Annotated in this window: 16 protein-coding genes; 10 read left to right on the forward strand and 6 right to left on the reverse strand. The window is 57.0% G+C overall.

Features of this window, described 5'->3' with window-relative positions:
• The 3 genes from D1823_RS21160 (at position 1) to D1823_RS21170 (ending at position 3,353) form a co-directional block, all read left to right on the forward strand.
• Positions 1 to 1,029, forward strand: coding sequence for an SIS domain-containing protein (locus D1823_RS21160; protein WP_117873788.1), 1,029 nt, complete (start codon positions 1 to 3; stop codon positions 1,027 to 1,029).
• Positions 1,026 to 2,159 carry an N-acetylglucosamine-6-phosphate deacetylase gene (nagA, locus tag D1823_RS21165; RefSeq protein ID WP_117873790.1) on the forward strand — a complete coding sequence of 378 codons (1,134 nt, stop codon included), beginning with the start codon at positions 1,026 to 1,028 and terminating at the stop codon, positions 2,157 to 2,159. The genes D1823_RS21160 and nagA overlap by 4 nt, the downstream gene beginning before the upstream one ends.
• 324 nt (positions 2,160 to 2,483) lie before the next feature.
• Positions 2,484 to 3,353, forward strand: coding sequence for a bifunctional allantoicase/(S)-ureidoglycine aminohydrolase (locus D1823_RS21170; RefSeq protein WP_117873792.1), 870 nt, complete (start codon positions 2,484 to 2,486; stop codon positions 3,351 to 3,353).
• Here D1823_RS21170 and bhcR read toward each other — a convergent pair.
• Positions 3,334 to 4,182 (reverse strand): HTH-type transcriptional regulator BhcR, encoded by an 849-nt coding sequence (bhcR, locus tag D1823_RS21175; RefSeq protein ID WP_117873794.1) that lies wholly within the window; start codon positions 4,180 to 4,182, stop codon positions 3,334 to 3,336. The two genes, D1823_RS21170 and bhcR, sit on opposite strands and share 20 nt — an antisense overlap.
• Positions 4,183 to 4,351: 169 nt before the next feature.
• On the opposite strand from bhcR, the gene bhcA reads away from it, so the two are divergent.
• The 4 genes from bhcA (at position 4,352) to bhcD (ending at position 8,783) form a co-directional block, all read left to right on the forward strand.
• The gene (gene bhcA, locus D1823_RS21180) at positions 4,352 to 5,542 is read left to right on the forward strand and encodes an L-aspartate--glyoxylate aminotransferase BhcA (RefSeq protein WP_117873796.1); all 1,191 of its coding nucleotides are present in this window, start codon (positions 4,352 to 4,354) and stop codon (positions 5,540 to 5,542) included.
• Positions 5,542 to 6,510 (forward strand): beta-hydroxyaspartate dehydratase BhcB, encoded by a 969-nt coding sequence (bhcB, locus tag D1823_RS21185; RefSeq protein ID WP_117873798.1) that lies wholly within the window; start codon positions 5,542 to 5,544, stop codon positions 6,508 to 6,510. Before bhcA ends, bhcB begins: the two co-directional genes overlap by 1 nt.
• Before the next feature lie 27 nt (positions 6,511 to 6,537).
• Positions 6,538 to 7,701 (forward strand): 3-hydroxy-D-aspartate aldolase BhcC, encoded by a 1,164-nt coding sequence (gene bhcC, locus D1823_RS21190; RefSeq protein ID WP_117873800.1) that lies wholly within the window; start codon positions 6,538 to 6,540, stop codon positions 7,699 to 7,701.
• A 116-nt stretch (positions 7,702 to 7,817) separates the two neighbouring features.
• Positions 7,818 to 8,783, forward strand: coding sequence for an iminosuccinate reductase BhcD (gene bhcD / locus D1823_RS21195; protein WP_117873802.1), 966 nt, complete (start codon positions 7,818 to 7,820; stop codon positions 8,781 to 8,783).
• 166 nt (positions 8,784 to 8,949) lie between these two features.
• Here bhcD and D1823_RS21200 read toward each other — a convergent pair whose 3' ends face one another.
• The 3 genes from D1823_RS21200 to puuE are packed head-to-tail and all read right to left on the reverse strand — an operon-like array spanning position 8,950 to position 12,340.
• Positions 8,950 to 10,374 carry a uracil-xanthine permease family protein gene (locus tag D1823_RS21200; protein WP_117873804.1) on the reverse strand — a complete coding sequence of 475 codons (1,425 nt, stop codon included), beginning with the start codon at positions 10,372 to 10,374 and terminating at the stop codon, positions 8,950 to 8,952.
• 53 nt (positions 10,375 to 10,427) lie between these two features.
• Positions 10,428 to 10,913 (reverse strand): ureidoglycolate lyase, encoded by a 486-nt coding sequence (locus D1823_RS21205; RefSeq protein ID WP_117873806.1) that lies wholly within the window; start codon positions 10,911 to 10,913, stop codon positions 10,428 to 10,430.
• Positions 10,910 to 12,340 (reverse strand): allantoinase PuuE, encoded by a 1,431-nt coding sequence (gene puuE / locus D1823_RS21210; RefSeq protein ID WP_254683860.1) that lies wholly within the window; start codon positions 12,338 to 12,340, stop codon positions 10,910 to 10,912. The genes D1823_RS21205 and puuE overlap by 4 nt, the downstream gene beginning before the upstream one ends.
• A gap of 128 nt (positions 12,341 to 12,468) precedes the next feature.
• On the opposite strand from puuE, the gene uraH reads away from it, so the two are divergent.
• Positions 12,469 to 12,822, forward strand: a complete 354-nt coding sequence (gene uraH / locus D1823_RS21215; RefSeq protein WP_117873808.1) for a hydroxyisourate hydrolase — start codon at positions 12,469 to 12,471, stop codon at positions 12,820 to 12,822.
• Positions 12,823 to 12,827: 5 nt separating this feature from the next.
• Here the strand turns inward: uraH and D1823_RS21220 are convergent, their stop codons facing one another.
• A complete protein-coding gene (locus D1823_RS21220; RefSeq protein WP_117873810.1) occupies positions 12,828 to 13,748 on the reverse strand; it encodes a LysR family transcriptional regulator in 921 nt (306 codons plus the stop codon).
• Positions 13,749 to 13,849: 101 nt separating this feature from the next.
• On the opposite strand from D1823_RS21220, the gene D1823_RS21225 reads away from it, so the two are divergent.
• Entirely contained in the window at positions 13,850 to 15,082 is a 1,233-nt protein-coding gene (locus D1823_RS21225; RefSeq protein WP_117873812.1) for a urate hydroxylase PuuD, read from the forward strand.
• A gap of 56 nt (positions 15,083 to 15,138) precedes the next feature.
• Here D1823_RS21225 and D1823_RS21230 read toward each other — a convergent pair whose 3' ends face one another.
• Positions 15,139 to 16,041 carry a LysR family transcriptional regulator gene (locus D1823_RS21230; protein ID WP_117873814.1) on the reverse strand — a complete coding sequence of 301 codons (903 nt, stop codon included), beginning with the start codon at positions 16,039 to 16,041 and terminating at the stop codon, positions 15,139 to 15,141.
• A 154-nt stretch (positions 16,042 to 16,195) separates the two neighbouring features.
• Between D1823_RS21230 and xdhA the strand changes: the two genes are divergently transcribed.
• On the forward strand, positions 16,196 to 17,659 hold the full coding sequence (xdhA, locus tag D1823_RS21235) for a xanthine dehydrogenase small subunit (protein WP_117873815.1): 1,464 nt from the start codon (positions 16,196 to 16,198) through the stop codon (positions 17,657 to 17,659).
• The last annotated feature ends 9 nt before the right edge of the window (positions 17,660 to 17,668 follow it).

The following is a 17,668-nucleotide window of genomic DNA, read 5'->3' on the forward strand; positions in this document are numbered from 1 at the left end:
ATGTCTGACACAACCACTCAAATGCGGCAGGAGATCAATGAGATTCCCGACGCCGTAGACCGCCTTCTGACCGAGGGCGCAGATTTGATCGCGCAAACCGCCAACGAGATCCAGACCCGCAACCCGCGGTTTCTGATCTCGGTGGCGCGCGGATCCTCGGATCATGCCTGCAGCTTTCTGAAATACGCCTCGGAACTGCTACTTGGCTTGCCGATGGCTTCGGTCGGACCGTCGGTCAAGTCTATCTACGGTGTCGACATGCACTGCGAGGATGCGATCTGCATCTCTGTTTCACAATCCGGCCAGAGCCCGGATATCGTGCAACTCACGCAGTCGCTCACATCCGGCGGAGCTTACTCGGTCGCGATCACGAACAACACTGCCTCTGCACTGGCCGACGCAGCCACGGCAACGCTGCCAATTCACGCGGGCCCCGAACTGAGCGTGGCGGCGACGAAGACATTCGTGACGTCTCTGGTCGCCGGGTTGTGGTTGATTGCGCAGGTGAAGCGCGATGATCATTTGTTACGCGCCATCCATGGGCTGCCGGACAGTTTGTCGACTGCAATTGCCTGCGACTGGAGCGCCGTGGCGGACGCGGTGGATGGTCGCTCTTTGTTTACACTGGGGCGCGGCATGTCTTTGGCAATTTCCAACGAAGCCGCGTTGAAATTCAAAGAAACCTGCCAGATTCACGCGGAAAGCTATTCGGCAGCCGAGGTTCTGCACGGCCCTGTTTCCATCGTGGATCAGGGCTTTCCTGTGCTTGCCTTGTCGTCCGGGGATGCAGCAGAGGACAATCTGGCTGAAGTTGCAGACGCACTGGCGTCCAAAGGCGCTGTGGTTTTCGCCACAACCGGCCGCGTGAAACACGCAACAGAACTGCCGCATGTCCGAACGTCCCATTGGATGACGGACCCCATACCAACAATTGCGTCGTTTTATGGAATGGTGGAGAAGGTTGCCACACAACGAGGGATTGACCCGGACACACCACGCCATCTGAAAAAAGTAACGGAAACGGTATGACCAGTTCTACCATCATCTTTGCGGGCGGCCCGATCTTCGATGGCACTGAATTGCGTGAAGGATACGCCGCACGGTTCAGAAACGGGCTGTTGGATGCGTTGGTCCCCTTGGATCAGATAGCGCATGACGACCAGATCGAGGATCTGCATGGCGACATCCTCAGCCCTGGCTATGCTGATCTGCAGGTGAACGGCGGTGGTGGCGTGATGTTCAACGACGATCCATCGGTTCAGTCACTGACCCAAATCGCCCGTGCTCATCGCGCGCTGGGTGCGATGAGCATCCTGCCCACCCTGATCACTGACACGGCCGAGAAAACCCGAGCCGCTATTGATTCCGCCATCAAGGCCGTTCAGACGGGTGTTTCCGGTATTGCGGGCCTGCATCTGGAAGGTCCTCACCTGTCTGAGCGGCGCAAGGGCGCACATGATGCAGCGATGATCCGCCCGATGCGGCAAACCGACCTGGAAACTTTGATCGATGCTGCAAAACACCTGCCTGCGTTGATGGTGACGCTGGCGCCCGAAAGTACAACACTGCAGCAAGTTGAAGCATTGAAGCGTGCGGGGGTGATCGTCTCTTTGGGCCACACGGACGCGCCTTTTGAGACCTGCCTGGCGTTCTCAAGGGCCGGGGCGCAGTGCGCAACGCATCTGTTCAATGCGATGAGCCAGCTTGGCAGCCGAGAACCCGGACTGGTTGGCGCGGCGTTATCCTGCGGATCGCTATCGGCGGGCTTGATCGCGGATGGTATCCACGTTCATCCCGACACAATGCGGATTGCCTGGGCCGCCAAGCGCGGACCTGGGCGGATTTTTCTTGTCAGCGATGCGATGGCGGTCGCTGGCACGTCACTGGCGGAGTTTCAGTTGGAAGGACGCCCCATCCGGCGGGAAAACGGCAGGCTGACGTTAGAGGATGGCACTCTGGCCGGGGCCGATTTGTGCCTGACAACAGCGGTACAGGTTCTGACGGACCAAGCGGAGATCCCGTTTCAAGAAGCACTCGCAGCAGCAACAAGCGTTCCGTTAGCGATGATTTCCGGCAAGAGTACAGGACTAAAGCCAGCGCTTTCGCAGATGATACTGATTTCCCCGGATTTGTCCCGGGCCAGACCTGTGCAACCCTGATCACTTCCGGAGCCAACTAAACCGCATGTTCCAAGAATGAAACGGATGAACCGAACGTCCTGCCCGCGCAACATTCAGCCGATTTCCGACTGGACCAAACTGACGTGAGACGGGTTGATAACAAGATCGGCGTCAACCGGCCCAAATCATCGTTGATCCGACCGGTCGTGCAGCGCGTGCGCGATGTCAGCGCTGCGTCCGTTTACTGGCGGCCAAATTTCGATTTTTCAAAACTTCGCGAATAGAGCTGTCACCTTTTTGCGGGTGGTCCGCACCGATCTCTCAGCGCATATTTCAGACATAGGACATTTTTCAGGAGCATGCATGACCGCCAAGTATTTTTCGCCACACGGTGGGCATCCTGGTCAGGAGCAATTGCTGACTGACCGCGCCGTATTTACTGACGCTTATGCAGTGATCCCAAAGGGAACGATGCGGGATATCGTGACCAGTTTTCTGCCGTTTTGGGAAGACACCCGCTTGTGGGTGATATCACGCCCGCTAAGCGGCTTTGCAGAAACCTTTTCGCAATACATCATGGAAGTTCAGCCCGGCGGTGGCTCTGACCGGCCCGAGACCGATCCCGAAGCCGAAGGCGTTTTGTTCGTGGTCGAAGGCACAGCGACCTTGACTGCCGACGGCACAACCTATGAGCTGACGCCCGGCGGCTATGCCTACCTGCCCGCTGAATACAATTGGACCTTGCGAAACCGAGGCGGCGAAATCCTGCGGTTCCATTGGATTCGAAAGGCTTATGAAGCGGTAGAAGGGCTTGACCGCCCAGACGTTCTGGTTCTCAACGAAAACGAGCTCACGCCGACGCCGATGCCCGGAACGGACGGCAAATGGGCCACGACTCGCTTTGTCGACCCAAGTGACTTGCGGCACGATATGCACGTGACCGTGGTGACTTTCGAGCCCGGCGCCGTCATTCCTTTCCTTGAAACACATGTGATGGAACATGGTCTGTATGTTCTTGAGGGAAAGGCCGTTTACAGGCTGAACAATGACTGGGTAGAGGTCGAGGCCGGCGATTACATGTGGTTGCGCGCGTTCTGCCCACAGGCCTGTTATGCAGGTGGCCCGGGTAAGTTCCGTTACTTGCTGTACAAAGACGTGAACCGCCATATGGCACTGCGGCCAGGTCCAGCCGCTTACCCGCAGCACCGGCGTCTCAGGACAGCGGCGGAGTAATAGTCCCGCCGATGGCCAGAGTTAACTGATGCGCCGCCTCGATGACGGGGCGGCTTAGTCGCTGAATCTCGACTTCGCTGACGCGACTTGTCGGTCCGGACACTGAAATCCCGGCAACCGCCTCTCGGTTGGTATCGAAGACCGGCGCAGCAATGCACCGCATTCCCGCGTTCTTTTCTTCGTTGTCTATCGAGAAGCCTTGTGCCCGAACCATGGCAAGATCTTCTTTCAGCGCGGTCGGGCTGGTAATCGACCTGTCCGTGAAGGCCTTTAGTTCTGTCTTGGCCAACAGCCGGTCCAACCGATCTTCATCCATATACGCCAACAAAGCTTTCCCGATGCCCGACGCGTGCATCGGAGAAAGCGTGCCCGGAGGGAAAAACGCACGAATACTGGCATGGGTTTCCACCTGGCTCAGGAATAATACCATTCCTTCTTTCTCGACCCCCAGGTTTGCGGTCTCGCCGGTGGCCTCCATCAGCTTTCTCATCACGGGTCGGGCCCGGTCCACAAGGCTGGTGCGACGCAGGAAGCGCGAGCCGATTACGAACGCACGAGGACCGATGTGCCAGACCTGCTCGTCGTGATCGAACTCGACAAGACCCCTGCCCTCAAGTGTAACGAGTATTCGGTAAACTGTGGCGGGCGACTGGCCCATTTCGTCGGATAGCGCGGTTAACGCCTTGCCCTGCGCTTCACTCAAATACTCAAAAACTTCCATCGCACGGTCGAGAGACTTGATCGTGTTTTGCGTTGTCTTGTCGTCCCATCCCCTTGGTCTTCCACGGGCTTTTCTGCGGACTTCGCGAGTATTGTCTTGAGAATCCATAAAAACCCTTTGATCATTCGTGAAAGACTAATTCATCATATGAAAAATATAAGGCACTGACAATTATAAATTAAATTTGAAGCGTAGCATTTTGAAAGTCTTTTTCAAAAATATATCAAGCTGAGTGACGGGTGTTTATCGTGTGGTCAACGACGGAAGGAGACCATCCATGAGCTTTCAAAATCCCGTTTTCATCCCGGGTCCGACCAACATCCCGGAAAGCCTGCGCAAGGCCTGTGATATGCCCACGATCGACCATCGCTCACCGCTGTTCGGGCAAATCCTGCACCCCGCGCGTGCTGGCGTTCAGAAAGTCCTGAAGAGCAACAGCGCCCAAATCTTCATCTTCCCGTCGACCGGAACCGGAGGCTGGGAGACCGCACTGACCAATACCCTGTCGGCCGGTGACAAGGTTCTGGCAGCGCGCAACGGCATGTTCAGCCATCGCTGGATCGATATGTGCCAGCGTCACGGTCTGAATGTCGAGATCGTCGAAACCCCTTGGGGCGACGGGCTGCCAGCTGATCGTTACGAAGAGATTTTGACCGCCGACACAAGCCACGAAATCAAGGCTGTTCTTGCCACGCACAACGAAACGGCAACCGGTGTGAAATCGGATATTGCGGCTGTACGCAAGGCGCTGAATGCCGCCCGTCACCCTGCCATGCTGTTCGTCGATGGTGTTTCATCGATCGGGTCCATGGATTTCCGTTTTGACGAATGGGGCGTCGACGTGGCCGTCACGGGTTCGCAGAAAGGGTTCATGCTGCCTGCGGGTCTTGCCATCGTCGGGTTTAGCCAGAGAGCGATGGACGCGACCAAGACGGACACCCTGCCCCGCACCTTCTTTGATGTTCATGACATGGCCCAGGGGTACGCCAACAACGCCTATCCCTATACGCCTGCCGTTGGTTTGATGAATGGCCTCAACCAGGCCTGCGATATGTTGCTGAGTGAAGGTTTGGAAAACGTCTTTGCCCGGCATCACCGTATTGCCGAAGGAGTACGTGCCGCCGTGGGTGCGTGGGGGCTGGACCTTTGTGCGGCGAACCCGTCGGTATACTCTGACACCGTCAGCGCGATCCGAACGCCAAACGGCTTCAATGCGACGGGTATAGTCACCCATGCCGCTGAAAAATACGGCGTTGCCTTCGGTGTCGGCCTTGGTGAAGTCGCAGGCAAAGTATTCCGTATCGGACATCTGGGCAGCCTGACGGATGTCATGGCTCTGTCCGGGATTGCCACCGCTGAAATGTGCATGGTCGACCTGGGCCTGAACATCCAGCTGGGCTCCGGCGTGGCGGCTGCGCAGGAATATTATCGCGGTCATCCCGGTGCAGTTCAGAAGGATGCTGCGTGATGAAGGATTGCAACATGTACATCCCAACCTACGAGGACACGCTCGAAGCCCACAATCGGATCGAGCCCTTTATCCGCCGTACCCCGGTCCGAACCTCGGACTACCTGAATGAATTGGCCGGGGCGCAGCTGTTCTTCAAATGTGAGAACTTTCAGGAACCGGGTGCCTTCAAGGTGCGTGGGGCAGCAAATGCCGTGTTTGGCCTTGACGACGAACAAGCCAGGAAAGGCGTTGCAACCCATTCCTCGGGCAACCACGCCTCGTGCCTGTCCTATGCGGCGATGAAGCGGGGCATACCGTGCAACGTCGTCATGCCACGCACAGCGCCGCAGGCCAAGAAAGACACGGTGCGGCGCTATGGCGGGAAGATCACGGAATGTGAGCCCTCAACCTCGTCGCGCGAGGCCACGTTTGCCGAGGTTCAGGCCGCCACGGGCGGGGATTTTGTCCACCCCTACAATGATCCGCGCGTGATAGCCGGGCAAGGCACCTGCTCGCGCGAGTTCATCGAACAGACCGATGGTCTGGACGCGGTAGTCGCCCCCATCGGTGGTGGCGGCATGGTATCAGGCACTTGCCTGACATTGTCTACTCTGGCCCCTGAAACCGCGATCATCGCCGCAGAACCTGAACAGGCCGACGATGCCTATCGCAGCTTCAAGGCCGGCCACATCATAGCGGATGACGCACCCAAGACGATTGCCGACGGGCTGCTGGTTCCGCTTAAGGACCTCACCTGGCATTTCGTGTCGAACCACGTCTCCGAAATCTACACGGCTTCCGAGCAAGAGATCATCGACGCGATGAAACTAACGTGGAAACACCTACGGATCGTGATGGAGCCATCTTCGGCCGTTCCGCTGGCTACGATCCTGAAAAACCCGGACGCTTTCAAAGGCAAGCGGGTCGGCCTGATCATAACCGGGGGCAATGTCGATCTGGACAAGCTGCCCTGGCTGAACGCGTAACATCAATCCCGACATAGGAATACGGAAATGAAAGATATGACCAATCTCGACAATTTCGAAGTAGGCTTTGACATTCCGGCCAAGCCCGGAATGGATGAAGCAGATATCCAGACTCCCAGCCTGATTCTGGATCTCGACGCGCTAGAACGCAACATCAAGAAGATGGGCGACTATGCCAGGGCGCATGGCATGCGCCACCGCGTGCATGGAAAAATGCACAAATCGGTAGACGTGGCCAAGTTGCAGGAGAAGATCGGAGGCGCTGTTGGCGTTTGCTGCCAGAAAGTTTCAGAGGCCGAAGTGTTCGTGCGCGGTGGCATCAAGGACGTTCTGGTGTCGAACCAGGTGCGTGACCCCGCCAAGATCGACCGTCTTGCCAGCCTGCCAAAGCTGGGCAGCCGCATCATCGTTTGCGTCGACGATCTGGACAACGTTGCAGACCTTTCCGGCGCGGCGGTGGATCATGGAACACAGCTGGAAATCTTCATCGAGATCGACTGCGGTGCCGGGCGTTGCGGCGTGACAACGACCCCGGAAGTGATCGAGATTGCCAAAGCAGTAGAAGCTGCTGACAACCTGAAGTTCACCGGGATCCAGGCCTACCAGGGGGCCATGCAGCACCTTGACAGCTATGAAGCGCGCAAGGAAAAGCTCGACACCGCCATCGCCATGGTGAAGGACGCCGTCGAGGGCCTCAAAGCTGAAGGCATCGAGTGCGAATTGGTCTCGGGCGGTGGCACCGGTTCATACTACTTCGAGTCCAACTCGGGCGTGTACAACGAACTGCAATGCGGGTCCTACGCGTTCATGGATGCCGACTACGGCCGCATCCTGGACAAGGATGGAAACCGGATCGATCAGGGCGAGTGGGAAAACGCCTTCTTCATTCTGACCAGCGTCATGAGCCACACCAAGGCGGATAAGGCGATCGTAGATGCAGGCCTCAAGGCTCAATCGGTGGACAGCGGCCTGCCGGTTGTCTTTGGCCGCGACGATGTCGAATACATCAAATGTTCGGACGAACACGGCATCGTCATGGATCCGAACGGTGCGCTGAAGGTCAACGACAAGCTCAAGCTGGTTCCGGGACACTGCGACCCAACCGCAAATGTACACGATTGGTATGTCGGTGTTCGCAACGGCAAGGTCGAGACCGTCTGGCCCGTGTCCGCCCGCGGACGCGCTTATTGATCTGAACTTGCTCTGTTTGGGAGGGCTGGCTCGGAAGCAGCCAGACAGCCGCCCGCGTGTATGCTCTCCTTCCGGCAGGGGCACGCGGGCGCACGAATGTTTGATTGGAGAAAGAAATGCTGATCGTACCCGAGCGTGAAATCGCTGACCTTATGACCCGACAAGCGGCTTTTGACGCGGTCGAACAGGTCTTTGCTGCAATGGCGTCCGGCGACGCCTACAACTTCCCTGTCGTGCGTGAAGCCATCGGGCACGAAGATGCACTATACGGCTTCAAGGGTGGATTTGACCGCGCTGGCCTGACGCTTGGACTGAAGGCGGGCGGCTATTGGCCAAACAATCTGGAAAAACGCGGGCTGATCAACCACCAGTCCACGGTTTTTCTTTTCGACCCCGACACTGGCAAGCCATCTGCGATGGTCGGCGGCAACCTTCTGACGGCCCTTCGAACGGCGGCAGCATCTTCGGTATCGATCAAGCATCTCGCACGTACGGACGCCAGGGTCATAGGCATGATTGGCGCTGGCCACCAGGCAGCCTTTCAGCTTCGCGCGGCATTGGAGCAGCGCGATTTTGACAAGGTCATTGGTTGGAACTACCACCCCGAAATGCTGCCGAATATCGAAAAGGTCGCCAATGAAGCAGGTGTTCCGTTCCAGGCGGTCAAGCTTGACGACATGACTGAGGCGGATGTGATTATTTCGATCACTTCGGCCTTTGCACCCTCACTGATGGCGAACCATGTCAGCCCCGGAACTCATATCGCCTGCATGGGCACGGACACAAAAGGAAAACAGGAAGTTGAAACCGCCCTTCTGGCCAAGGCGAGCGTGTTCACGGACGAAGTCGCGCAATCCGTCAGCATCGGCGAAGCGCAGCACGCCGTGGCCGAAGGCCTGATCCAAGAAAGCGATGTGGCGCAGCTTGGCGCGGTCATCAACGGCACCAATCCGGGCCGGATATCGGACAATCAGATCACGCTGTTCGATGGCACGGGTGTGGGCCTTCAAGATCTTGCGGTCGCCGCGTCCGTGGTTGACCTCGCCGTTCGGAAAGGGATCGCGATCGAGGTCGATTTCTGAAGCCAGACGGCAACACCTCCTTGGGCATTGTCTCGGCGGTCCTTTTGGGCGAAGAGCTTTTGACAGCAGATCTCCATTAAATGGTGACAAAACAATGAAACGCGGCGCGCCAAGGCGCGCCGCTTCATGTTTTTACCAGGACGATCAGTGTATCAGGTCGAACGCATCAGACGTGGTCGTCTTGCTCGATGGACCCAAGACCATGACCGGCCATGCCGCCCGAGACCTCTTCCGTCGCTTCGTCGGAAAGTTCTTCGGGAAGAACAAGATTCAATACAATGGCGATGACGGCGGCGGGCAGGATTCCTGATGTCGCCAGAACCTTCAATGTGCCGGGCAAGTATTGCAACGCGTTGGGTTCCAGCTGCAAACCCAGCCCAAGACTCAGGGCGATTGCAAAAATCACCATGTTGCGCCGGTTCCAGTTCACGTCCGACAGCATCGAGACACCTGCCGCCACAACCATGCCGAACATCACGATCACGCCCCCACCGAGAACCTCAATCGGAATGGACGAGATTATCGCCCCGATTTTGGGAATAAGCCCGCATACGATCAGGAAAACCGCACCGATGGTCACGACCATTCGGCTCATGACGCCGGTCATCGCAATCAATCCGACATTCTGACTGAACGACGTGTTTGGCAGCGCTCCAAACAGGCCAGAGATCGCAGTGCCAAGACCATCGGCATAGGTCGCGCCCTGAATTTCCCTGTCGGTTGCTTCTCGCCCAGCCCCCCCTTTGGTGATACCGGATACGTCCCCAACGGTTTCAACCGCGGAAACAAAGGACATTGCACAGAAACCGATGATGGCCGCGACCGAGAATTCAATACCGAAATGCAACGGGTTCGGCAGCGCAAAGGATGCCGCGTTCCCGACGTTGCCCAGGTGGACCTGGCCAAGTAGGAACGCCACGGCGTATCCGACCAGCAGACCGATCAGAACAGCCGACACGGACAGCATGCCCCGTGTAAAGAATTTCAGGCCAAGCGTGACCACGATTACAGTTCCGGCCATGAACCAGTTCAGACCCGAGCCGTATTCCTCGGTCCCAATCGCAGGAACACCCCCCGCGGCATACTGAATGCCGACCTTCACAAGTGCCAAGCCAATCATGGTCACCACAAGGCCCGTAACCAGTGGCGGAAGAGCAAAGCGAATGCGTCCAATGAACAGCCCAAGGAAGGCGTGAAACAAACCACCGACAACAACCCCGCCCATCAGGACGGCAATGGCGTCAACGCCCTTCCCCACCACCAGTGGAATCATGATCGGGATAAAGGCAAACGATGTTCCCTGCACGATAGGCAGCCGGGCACCGACCGGGCCCATGCCAACAGATTGAAACAACGTGGCGACACCCGCAAAGAACATCGACATCTGGATCATATAGATCATCTGCGGGAAATCGGGGCTGTTCGAGCCAAAACCGAAACCAGCCGCACCACAAACGATAATGGCTGGCGTGACGTTTGACACGAACATCGCCAGTACATGCTGAATTCCCAGTGGCACTGCCTTTAGCAGCGGCGGAGTATAATTCGGATCGCGGAGTTGTTCCGGCGTTCCGATGGATGCATCTGACATTTGGTCTTTCCTCCCTTGAAGTTCGCAGCCGGCTCCTCACCCTGCAACGCACCTCATTCTGTGATTTCAAAAGCCTCCCCGAACCAATGCTCTTCGAGGTTGGTCCCGGATCCAATTCGGTCGACCACCGCAAAAAGTCCGGGCGCATGAAGCGGGATCAGAACGCCATGCCAAGTGTTGCGATGATAATTCACACCCTGTCCGGGCGCTGTTTTGAAGGCGATTGGCTGTCCCGGCGTGCCGTCTTCATCCGGGGCCACAACCACGACAAAAGGTTTATCCGACAAAGGCAAAAAAGCCTGGCTGCCATCAGGATGGCGTTCCACCATTTCCAATTTGATCGGCAAGCAGAAGACTTCGGACTGAAACACGCTGATACCCGCGTGCCCATCATGGAAATCCAACGCGGCCCGGTCGTGATAGCGCGCGCATTTACCCTGATTAATGAGTTTGTCCACCTGGCCAGCCGCCTCGATGACATCGCCGAAAGGTGCAAATGCCTCTGACGTCAAAGGTCGGAGCTTCAAGACAGCCGTCATTCCGCGAACTTCTCAATCAGGCGCAATTCGGCAATGCGCTCAACCTGACGGCAGGCTTCGGCAAATTCCCTGTCACGGTCATTGTCGACACGACGGCGAAAGGCTTCCAGAATGCTGGCTTTCGTGTTGTCCTTGACCGCGATGATGAAGGGAAAGCCAAACTTGGTTGTGTAGGCTTCGTTCAACGCCGTGAACGTCGCGCGCTCTTCATCGGTCAGCATGTCCAGGCCCGCACCGGCCTGTTCCGCAGTACTTTCCTTGGTCAGGCGGCCGGCGGCGGCCAGCTTGCCCGCCAGGTCCGGGTGGGCTGTCAGAACGCCAAGGCGCTGCTCGGACGAGGCAGAACGGAATATACGCGCCAGCGCGTTGTGGACACCAGCAGCATTGTCATGCGTCGGGCCCAATTCCAGTTTATACGCACCTTCGGCAATCCACGGGCTGTGCTCGAACACGCCACCGAATTCTGACACAAAGGTTGGTCGATCCATTTCGGACGGGGTCAAACCTTGCACAGGTGGGTGTTCCTTGGCCCAATGATCGGCAATCTGCTCGCGCGTTGCGAACCAGACACCGTCGTGTTTCCTGAAGTAGTCAAGTGCGCGTTTCAGCGCCATGGCACGACCTGGGCGACCAATCAGACGGCAGTGCAACCCGATCGAAAGCATCTTGGGCGCGCCCGCCTCACCTTCGGCATAGAGCATGTCAAAGCTGTCTTTCAGATAGCTTTCGAACTGTTCCCCATTGGTGAATCCAGCCTGGATTGCAAAGCGCATATCGTTGCAGTCCAGTGTATAGGGCATGATCAGTTGATCCTTGCCCCCTGCCTTGGTCCAGTATGGCAGATCGTCGGCGTAGCTGTCGGCGATATAGGCAAAGTCGCCTTCCTCGGCGGCCAGTTCGACCGTTTTCATCGAACAGCGGCCCGTATACCAACCACGGGGCGGCTGACCCGTAACCTCTGTGTGCAGCCGGATTGCTTCGCGGATTTGGGCGCGCTCTTCTTCGGCGTCCATGTCCTTGTGTTCAATCCACTTCAAACCGTGGCTGGCTATCTCCCATCCTGCGTGCTTCATCGCCGCAACCTGGGCAGGAGCACGGGCCAAGGCGGTTGCAACGCCATAGACTGTAACAGGCAGATCCTGCAGAAGGTGATGCACGCGCCAGAACCCCGCGCGGCTGCCGTATTCGTAGATCGATTCCATGTTCCAATGCCGTTGCCCAGGCCAAGGGGCGGCTCCGGTGATCTCGGACAGAAACGCTTCGGATGCGGCATCGCCGTGCAGAACGTTGTTTTCACCGCCCTCTTCGTAGTTCAGCACGATCTGAATTGCGATTTTGGCATTGGCCGGCCAGTTTGCTTTGGGAACTTGCCCACCGTAACCGGTCATGTCTCGTGGATAAGGCTTCACATCGGTTTCCTTCTTCATGAATTGATCAATACCCCAGATAATCAAATATGTTTTTCAAAAAATACTGAAAGCAGCTTCCCACAGACTGCCTTTGCCCCTTGGGGCGAAAACAGACTAGTAACTGTATAACTTGAGGAGTAGCGCAAATGACCGGTTACCTTACAACACATGTTCTGGATACGGCGCGAGGGTGTCCCGCCGAAGGATTGAAGATCGAACTGTTCCGCATTGAAGGTGCAAACCGCGAGTTGCTGAAAACTCTGGTCACCAATGACGACGGCAGGACCGACAAACAAATTCTGCCCGAGGCAGAGTTTTCAACAGGTGAATACGAACTTGTCTTCCATGCCGGAGATTACCTTGATGCCTCTGGCACACCACCTGAAAACCCACGCTTTCTGAACGTCATCCCGATCCGCTTTGGAATGTCCGAACACTCGCATTACCACGTGCCTCTGCTGCTTTCACCCTTCGGATACGCGACCTATCGCGGCAGCTGAGCGTCCTACCGGGACGTATTTGCTGCCGCAATCGACGACCCGATGCGTTCTATTATGAATTCCATGAAAAGCCGCGTTTTGGGGTCCTGCATACGGCGGTGCGTAAACAGACATGCCATCTGAATTGGTTCCGGCGGCGTCTTCTCTGCCACCGGAACCAGATTTCCCGCCTTGAGATGCTGCGCAATCTCAAATTTCGGCTTCAACGCGATGCCATGCCCGCCAAGCGCCCAGTCTGTCAGCACGTCGCCGTCGTCTGACTCGAAACGTCCGGAAACCCGGAACCGTTTTGGCCCCGCATCGGTCCTCAAGAGCCATTGAAACTCGGTCGCGCCGGGGAACCGCAAATTGAGACACTCGTGCTCATCAGCGATTAACGCGTCACCGCTTTCGGGCATCCCACGTTTTTTGATGTATTTCGGAGATGCACAAAGCACCCTTTCGACATCGGCGATCTTGCGAATACGCAAGTTGCTGTCTTCTGGCTGACCCAGGAAAAAAGCCAGGTCCAGACCCTCGGTTGTCAGATCAACCTTTCGGTCCGTCAGCCTCAGCCTGACGTTCACCTCGGGGTACTCGGCAAGAAACTTTGGGACCTGCGGTGCTATCAACCGACGCCCAACCCCCAAGGGCGCGGCGACATAGAGTGACCCTTTCAGGTTCTCGGTAAGATTGACGATCTGGGCTTCGGCACTTTCGACTGCTTCTAGGATCTCTGCTGCGCCACGATAGAAAGATTTTCCCTGCTCGGTGGGCGTCAGGCTGCGTGTCGTGCGTTGGAACAAACGCACGCCAAGATGCTCTTCCAATTGCGATATACGCGCCGACGTAACAGCTGGCGAAACCCTCAAATCACGGCCCGCGGCAGACATGCTGCCCAGTTCGTAGACCCGGACAAAGGTTCTGATGTTATCAAGGTAGGACATTTTTTTGCATTTTTTGATACTGCTTGGTCTTTGCCAGCAATACCAGAACAAAACACACTCGCATAGAGTAACCGGAACTATAGAATCTTAGGAGCAAAGCCATGTATGACTTGGCCGTAATGTGGGAGTGGATCGCCTTTTCCGTCCGTTGGCTGCATGTGATCACCGCGATGGCGTGGATTGGTGCGTCATTCTACTTTATCGCGCTGGACCTCATGTTGAAGCCAAACCCTGCCTTGCCGGACGGGGCCTACGGCGAAGAATGGGAAGTACATGGCGGCGGTTTCTACCACACCGTCAAGTATCTGGTTGCGCCCTCGCGCATGCCCGAGCACCTGACCTGGCACAAATGGCAGAGTTACACGACCTGGCTGTCGGGCGCGGCGTTGCTCATGATCATATATTGGGTCGGGGGCGAGTTGTTCCTGCTTGATCCGACCAAAGTGGACCTGGCGCTGTGGCAGGGGATCCTGATTTCTGGCGGATCGCTGACCATTGGCTGGCTGGTCTACGACCAGATGTGCAAATCGAAGCTGAGTGATCACCCGACCGTTCTGATGCTGCTGTTGTTCGTGATCCTGGTGATCATGTCGTGGGGTTACAACCAGATCTTCACCGGTCGCGCCGCGCTTTTGCATCTTGGAGCCTTCACTGCGACAATCATGACGGCCAACGTGTTCTTTCAGATCATGCCGAACCAACGGATCGTGGTCGAAGACCTCAAGGCCGGTCGGACGCCTGATGCCAAATACGGCAAGATCGCCAAGGTACGATCCACGCATAACAACTACCTGACTTTGCCGGTCGTTTTCCTGATGCTGTCGAACCACTATCCGCTTGCTTTCGGCACCGAGTATTCCTGGATCATCGCCAGCCTGATCTTTCTGACGGGCGTCACCATCCGTCACTACTTCAACACGATGCATGCAACCGGGAAAGGCCCGCACTGGACTTGGGGGGTGACGGTTCTGCTAATGGTCGTGATCGCCTGGCTGTCTTCGGTGAGAAACACTGAGACATGGGAGGACGCCGAAGCGCGTGACCTGACGCCATACGAACAGAAATTTGCGTCAGCCGCGGGCTTCGAAGACGCCTATGACACGGTCTTGGGTAATTGCTCGATGTGCCACGCCCGCGAGCCGGTGTACGACACCATGAAATGGGCCCCGAAGAAGGTCTATCTTGAGACACCCGGCGATGTCGCCCGCAACGCCGACCAAATCTATCTGCAAGCCGGCATCAGCCATGCAATGCCACCACCATCTGCAGTGCAAATGGATGAAGAGGCACGCCAAACCATCATCGCATGGGTGCGTGAGGTCAGAGACCAATAGACGCCTGCGCGCAAAACGAAGATTGTTAACCGGGTCGTAAGCCCGGTTTTTTTTCTTTATGCGAAAAAGCGTTTGCTGTGCTGCGCGATGTGTTCGACAAACAGACGCACCTTGGGGTCTTGCAGCTTTTTGTGCGGATAAAGACATCCGAAAATCGTTGGCAATGGGGGCGTCTCGGGCAGGACTTCGACCAGTCGCCCATCCTTTAGAAACTCCCGTACGTCAAAGCGCGGCTTGTTGACGATCCCCCTGCCCGCCAAGGCCCAGTCTGTCAGTACATCACCATCATCCGCGTCGTATTTACCGCGAACTTCAAGTTTTCGCGGACCCATATCAGTGCGGAGCGTCCAGTAGTATTCCGGAGACCTTGGATAACGCAGCAACAGGCAGTTATGGGGCATGTGCAACAAATCGTCTGGTGTTTTGGGCGTGCCAAACTGCGACAAGTAATCGGGCGAAGCGCACAGAACACGATCACAATCCGCGAACTTCCGCAGTTTCATGGTTGAATCACCGGGCTCACCAATGAAAAAGGCTATGTCCAGACCGTCGGCCAGAATGTCCACCTTACGGTCGGACAAACGCATGCGAATCTCTGTTTCCGGGTAGCGATCAGAGAATTCCGGGACAAGTGGCGCAACGATTCTGCGTCCGACACCCAAAGGCGCGGTGATGCGGATGGCCCCCCGAGGCGCGTCGGAAAAGCTGGCGACACGCGCTTCAGCGTGATCAAGCGCCAGCAGGACCGCCTTGGCTTCATCGTAGAAAACCGTCCCCACTTCGGTTGGTGTCATCGACCGGGTCGTTCTGTTGAACAGCCGTACACCCAGATGGTTTTCAAGCTCTTTCAACCGTTTGCTGGCCACCGCTGGGGTCAACCGAAGATCACGCCCGCCAGACGTGATGCTGCCCAGTTCCATCACTCGGACAAAAACACGCAGACTTTCGATGTAAGACATTGGAACCTCCCAGCAGCGAAAGAATGCGTCATGGCCCTATCTTTTTCAACGATATGTTGAAAGTATTTGCCGTTTGCGGCGATTTTCCGACTCAATCTTTGCACCTATGGTTCCAGTGACCGCCCTCCGGAAGGCAGGGCAGAGGGAGAATTCCATGACGCATCGCACCCACATCCGATTTGTCCTGAACGGCAAGGATGTCTCCGTCCCAAACGTCTCAGCAGACCAGACACTTCTCGATTTCCTGCGCCTGGAACGTCGACTGACAGGAACGAAAGAAGGCTGCGCCGAAGGCGACTGTGGCGCGTGCACCGTGCTTGTCGGACGGCTTGGGCGCACGGGCCTGCACTATGCTCCGGTCAATGCCTGTATCCGGTTTCTTGCCTCTGTCGACGGCTGTCATGTCGTGACGGTTGAACACCTGACCGGACCTGAAGGCCGACTGCACCCGGTTCAACAAGCCATGGTCGATCATCATGGCAGCCAGTGCGGGTTCTGCACGCCAGGCTTCGTCATGGCCCTCTATGCGCTTTGGATGCAAACTCCGGAACCAACCGAAGTGCAGGTTCAAACTGCATTGCAGGGTAATCTGTGCCGTTGCACAGGGTATGAGCCTATCATCCGAGCGGCCATTGCCGTCAGCCGCTACGGCACCCCGGCTTCTGACCATCTGAACACCGAACGCGAAACCATGACGGCGCGCCTGGCGGCCCTGAAAGACGGGCGGCGCGTGGTGTCCGGTCCTGAAGACAACCTGAGCATTCTCCCGTCCAGCGTTGATGATCTTGCCGCATGTCTGCAAGCTTATCCAAACGCCACGATCGTGGCCGGAGCCACCGATGTGGGCCTTTGGGTGACCAAGTTCCTGCGCGACATTGGCCCCGCCATCTTCACCGGTCATCTCGAAGACCTGAGAACAGTTGAAAGACAGGGGTCCCTCCTCCTGATCGGTGCCGGCGCCAGCTACACCGATTGCCAGGACCTCCTGTCTGAACACCTGCCACACCTGTCCTCCTACTGGGATCGCATCGCAGGGTGGCAGGTGCGGAATATGGGAACCGTTGGCGGGAACATCGCCAATGGCTCTCCCATCGGGGACACGCCACCGGTTCTTATCGCGCTTGGCGCCGAAATCTCGCTGCGCCGTGACACCGAAAGCCGGACGCTGCCGCTTGAGGACTTCTTCATCGATTACGGCAAGCAGGACAGCCGTTCCGACGAGTTTGTAGAAAGCATCCGCGTGCCCCTGCCCGGGCCCAATGATCTGAACGCGGCTTACAAGATTTCCAAGCGCCGTGACGAGGATATCTCTTCCGTGGCCGCTGGCATCCACATGACCGTCAGGGACGGCATCATCAACAATGTCCGTATCGCGTTCGGCGGCATGGCTGCCACGCCAAAGCGCGCATCGAAAGCCGAGGCGGCGCTGAACGGTCAGCCATGGGCACGCGAAGGCTTTGAAGCTGCCGCTGAAGCACTGGCCGAGGATTTCTCGCCTCTCACCGATTGGCGCGCATCATCTGACTACCGAATGCTCGCTGCCCAGAACCTGCTGCGTCGGTTCTTCCTTGAGAACGACAGCCAAACCGACACCCCCGTTCAACTGGCTTGTGCCTGATCAGGAGAC

Origin of the sequence: Ruegeria sp. AD91A, assembly GCF_003443535.1 — a bacterium.
GTDB lineage: Bacteria > Pseudomonadota > Alphaproteobacteria > Rhodobacterales > Rhodobacteraceae > Ruegeria.

Excerpts from the sequence above, each read along its gene's own strand:
- D1823_RS21160 (WP_117873788.1), top strand. The coding sequence starts at position 1 with ATGTCTGACACAACCACTCAAATGCGGCAGGAGATCAATGAGATTCCC.
- nagA (WP_117873790.1), top strand. The coding sequence starts at position 1,026 with ATGACCAGTTCTACCATCATCTTTGCGGGCGGCCCGATCTTCGATGGC.
- D1823_RS21170 (WP_117873792.1), top strand. The coding sequence starts at position 2,484 with ATGACCGCCAAGTATTTTTCGCCACACGGTGGGCATCCTGGTCAGGAG.
- bhcR (WP_117873794.1), bottom strand. The coding sequence starts at position 4,182 with ATGGATTCTCAAGACAATACTCGCGAAGTCCGCAGAAAAGCCCGTGGA.
- bhcA (WP_117873796.1), top strand. The coding sequence starts at position 4,352 with ATGAGCTTTCAAAATCCCGTTTTCATCCCGGGTCCGACCAACATCCCG.
- bhcB (WP_117873798.1), top strand. The coding sequence starts at position 5,542 with ATGAAGGATTGCAACATGTACATCCCAACCTACGAGGACACGCTCGAA.
- bhcC (WP_117873800.1), top strand. The coding sequence starts at position 6,538 with ATGAAAGATATGACCAATCTCGACAATTTCGAAGTAGGCTTTGACATT.
- bhcD (WP_117873802.1), top strand. The coding sequence starts at position 7,818 with ATGCTGATCGTACCCGAGCGTGAAATCGCTGACCTTATGACCCGACAA.
- D1823_RS21200 (WP_117873804.1), bottom strand. The coding sequence starts at position 10,374 with ATGTCAGATGCATCCATCGGAACGCCGGAACAACTCCGCGATCCGAAT.
- D1823_RS21205 (WP_117873806.1), bottom strand. The coding sequence starts at position 10,913 with ATGACGGCTGTCTTGAAGCTCCGACCTTTGACGTCAGAGGCATTTGCA.
- puuE (WP_254683860.1), bottom strand. The coding sequence starts at position 12,340 with ATGAAGAAGGAAACCGATGTGAAGCCTTATCCACGAGACATGACCGGT.
- uraH (WP_117873808.1), top strand. The coding sequence starts at position 12,469 with ATGACCGGTTACCTTACAACACATGTTCTGGATACGGCGCGAGGGTGT.
- D1823_RS21220 (WP_117873810.1), bottom strand. The coding sequence starts at position 13,748 with ATGTCCTACCTTGATAACATCAGAACCTTTGTCCGGGTCTACGAACTG.
- D1823_RS21225 (WP_117873812.1), top strand. The coding sequence starts at position 13,850 with ATGTATGACTTGGCCGTAATGTGGGAGTGGATCGCCTTTTCCGTCCGT.
- D1823_RS21230 (WP_117873814.1), bottom strand. The coding sequence starts at position 16,041 with ATGTCTTACATCGAAAGTCTGCGTGTTTTTGTCCGAGTGATGGAACTG.
- xdhA (WP_117873815.1), top strand. The coding sequence starts at position 16,196 with ATGACGCATCGCACCCACATCCGATTTGTCCTGAACGGCAAGGATGTC.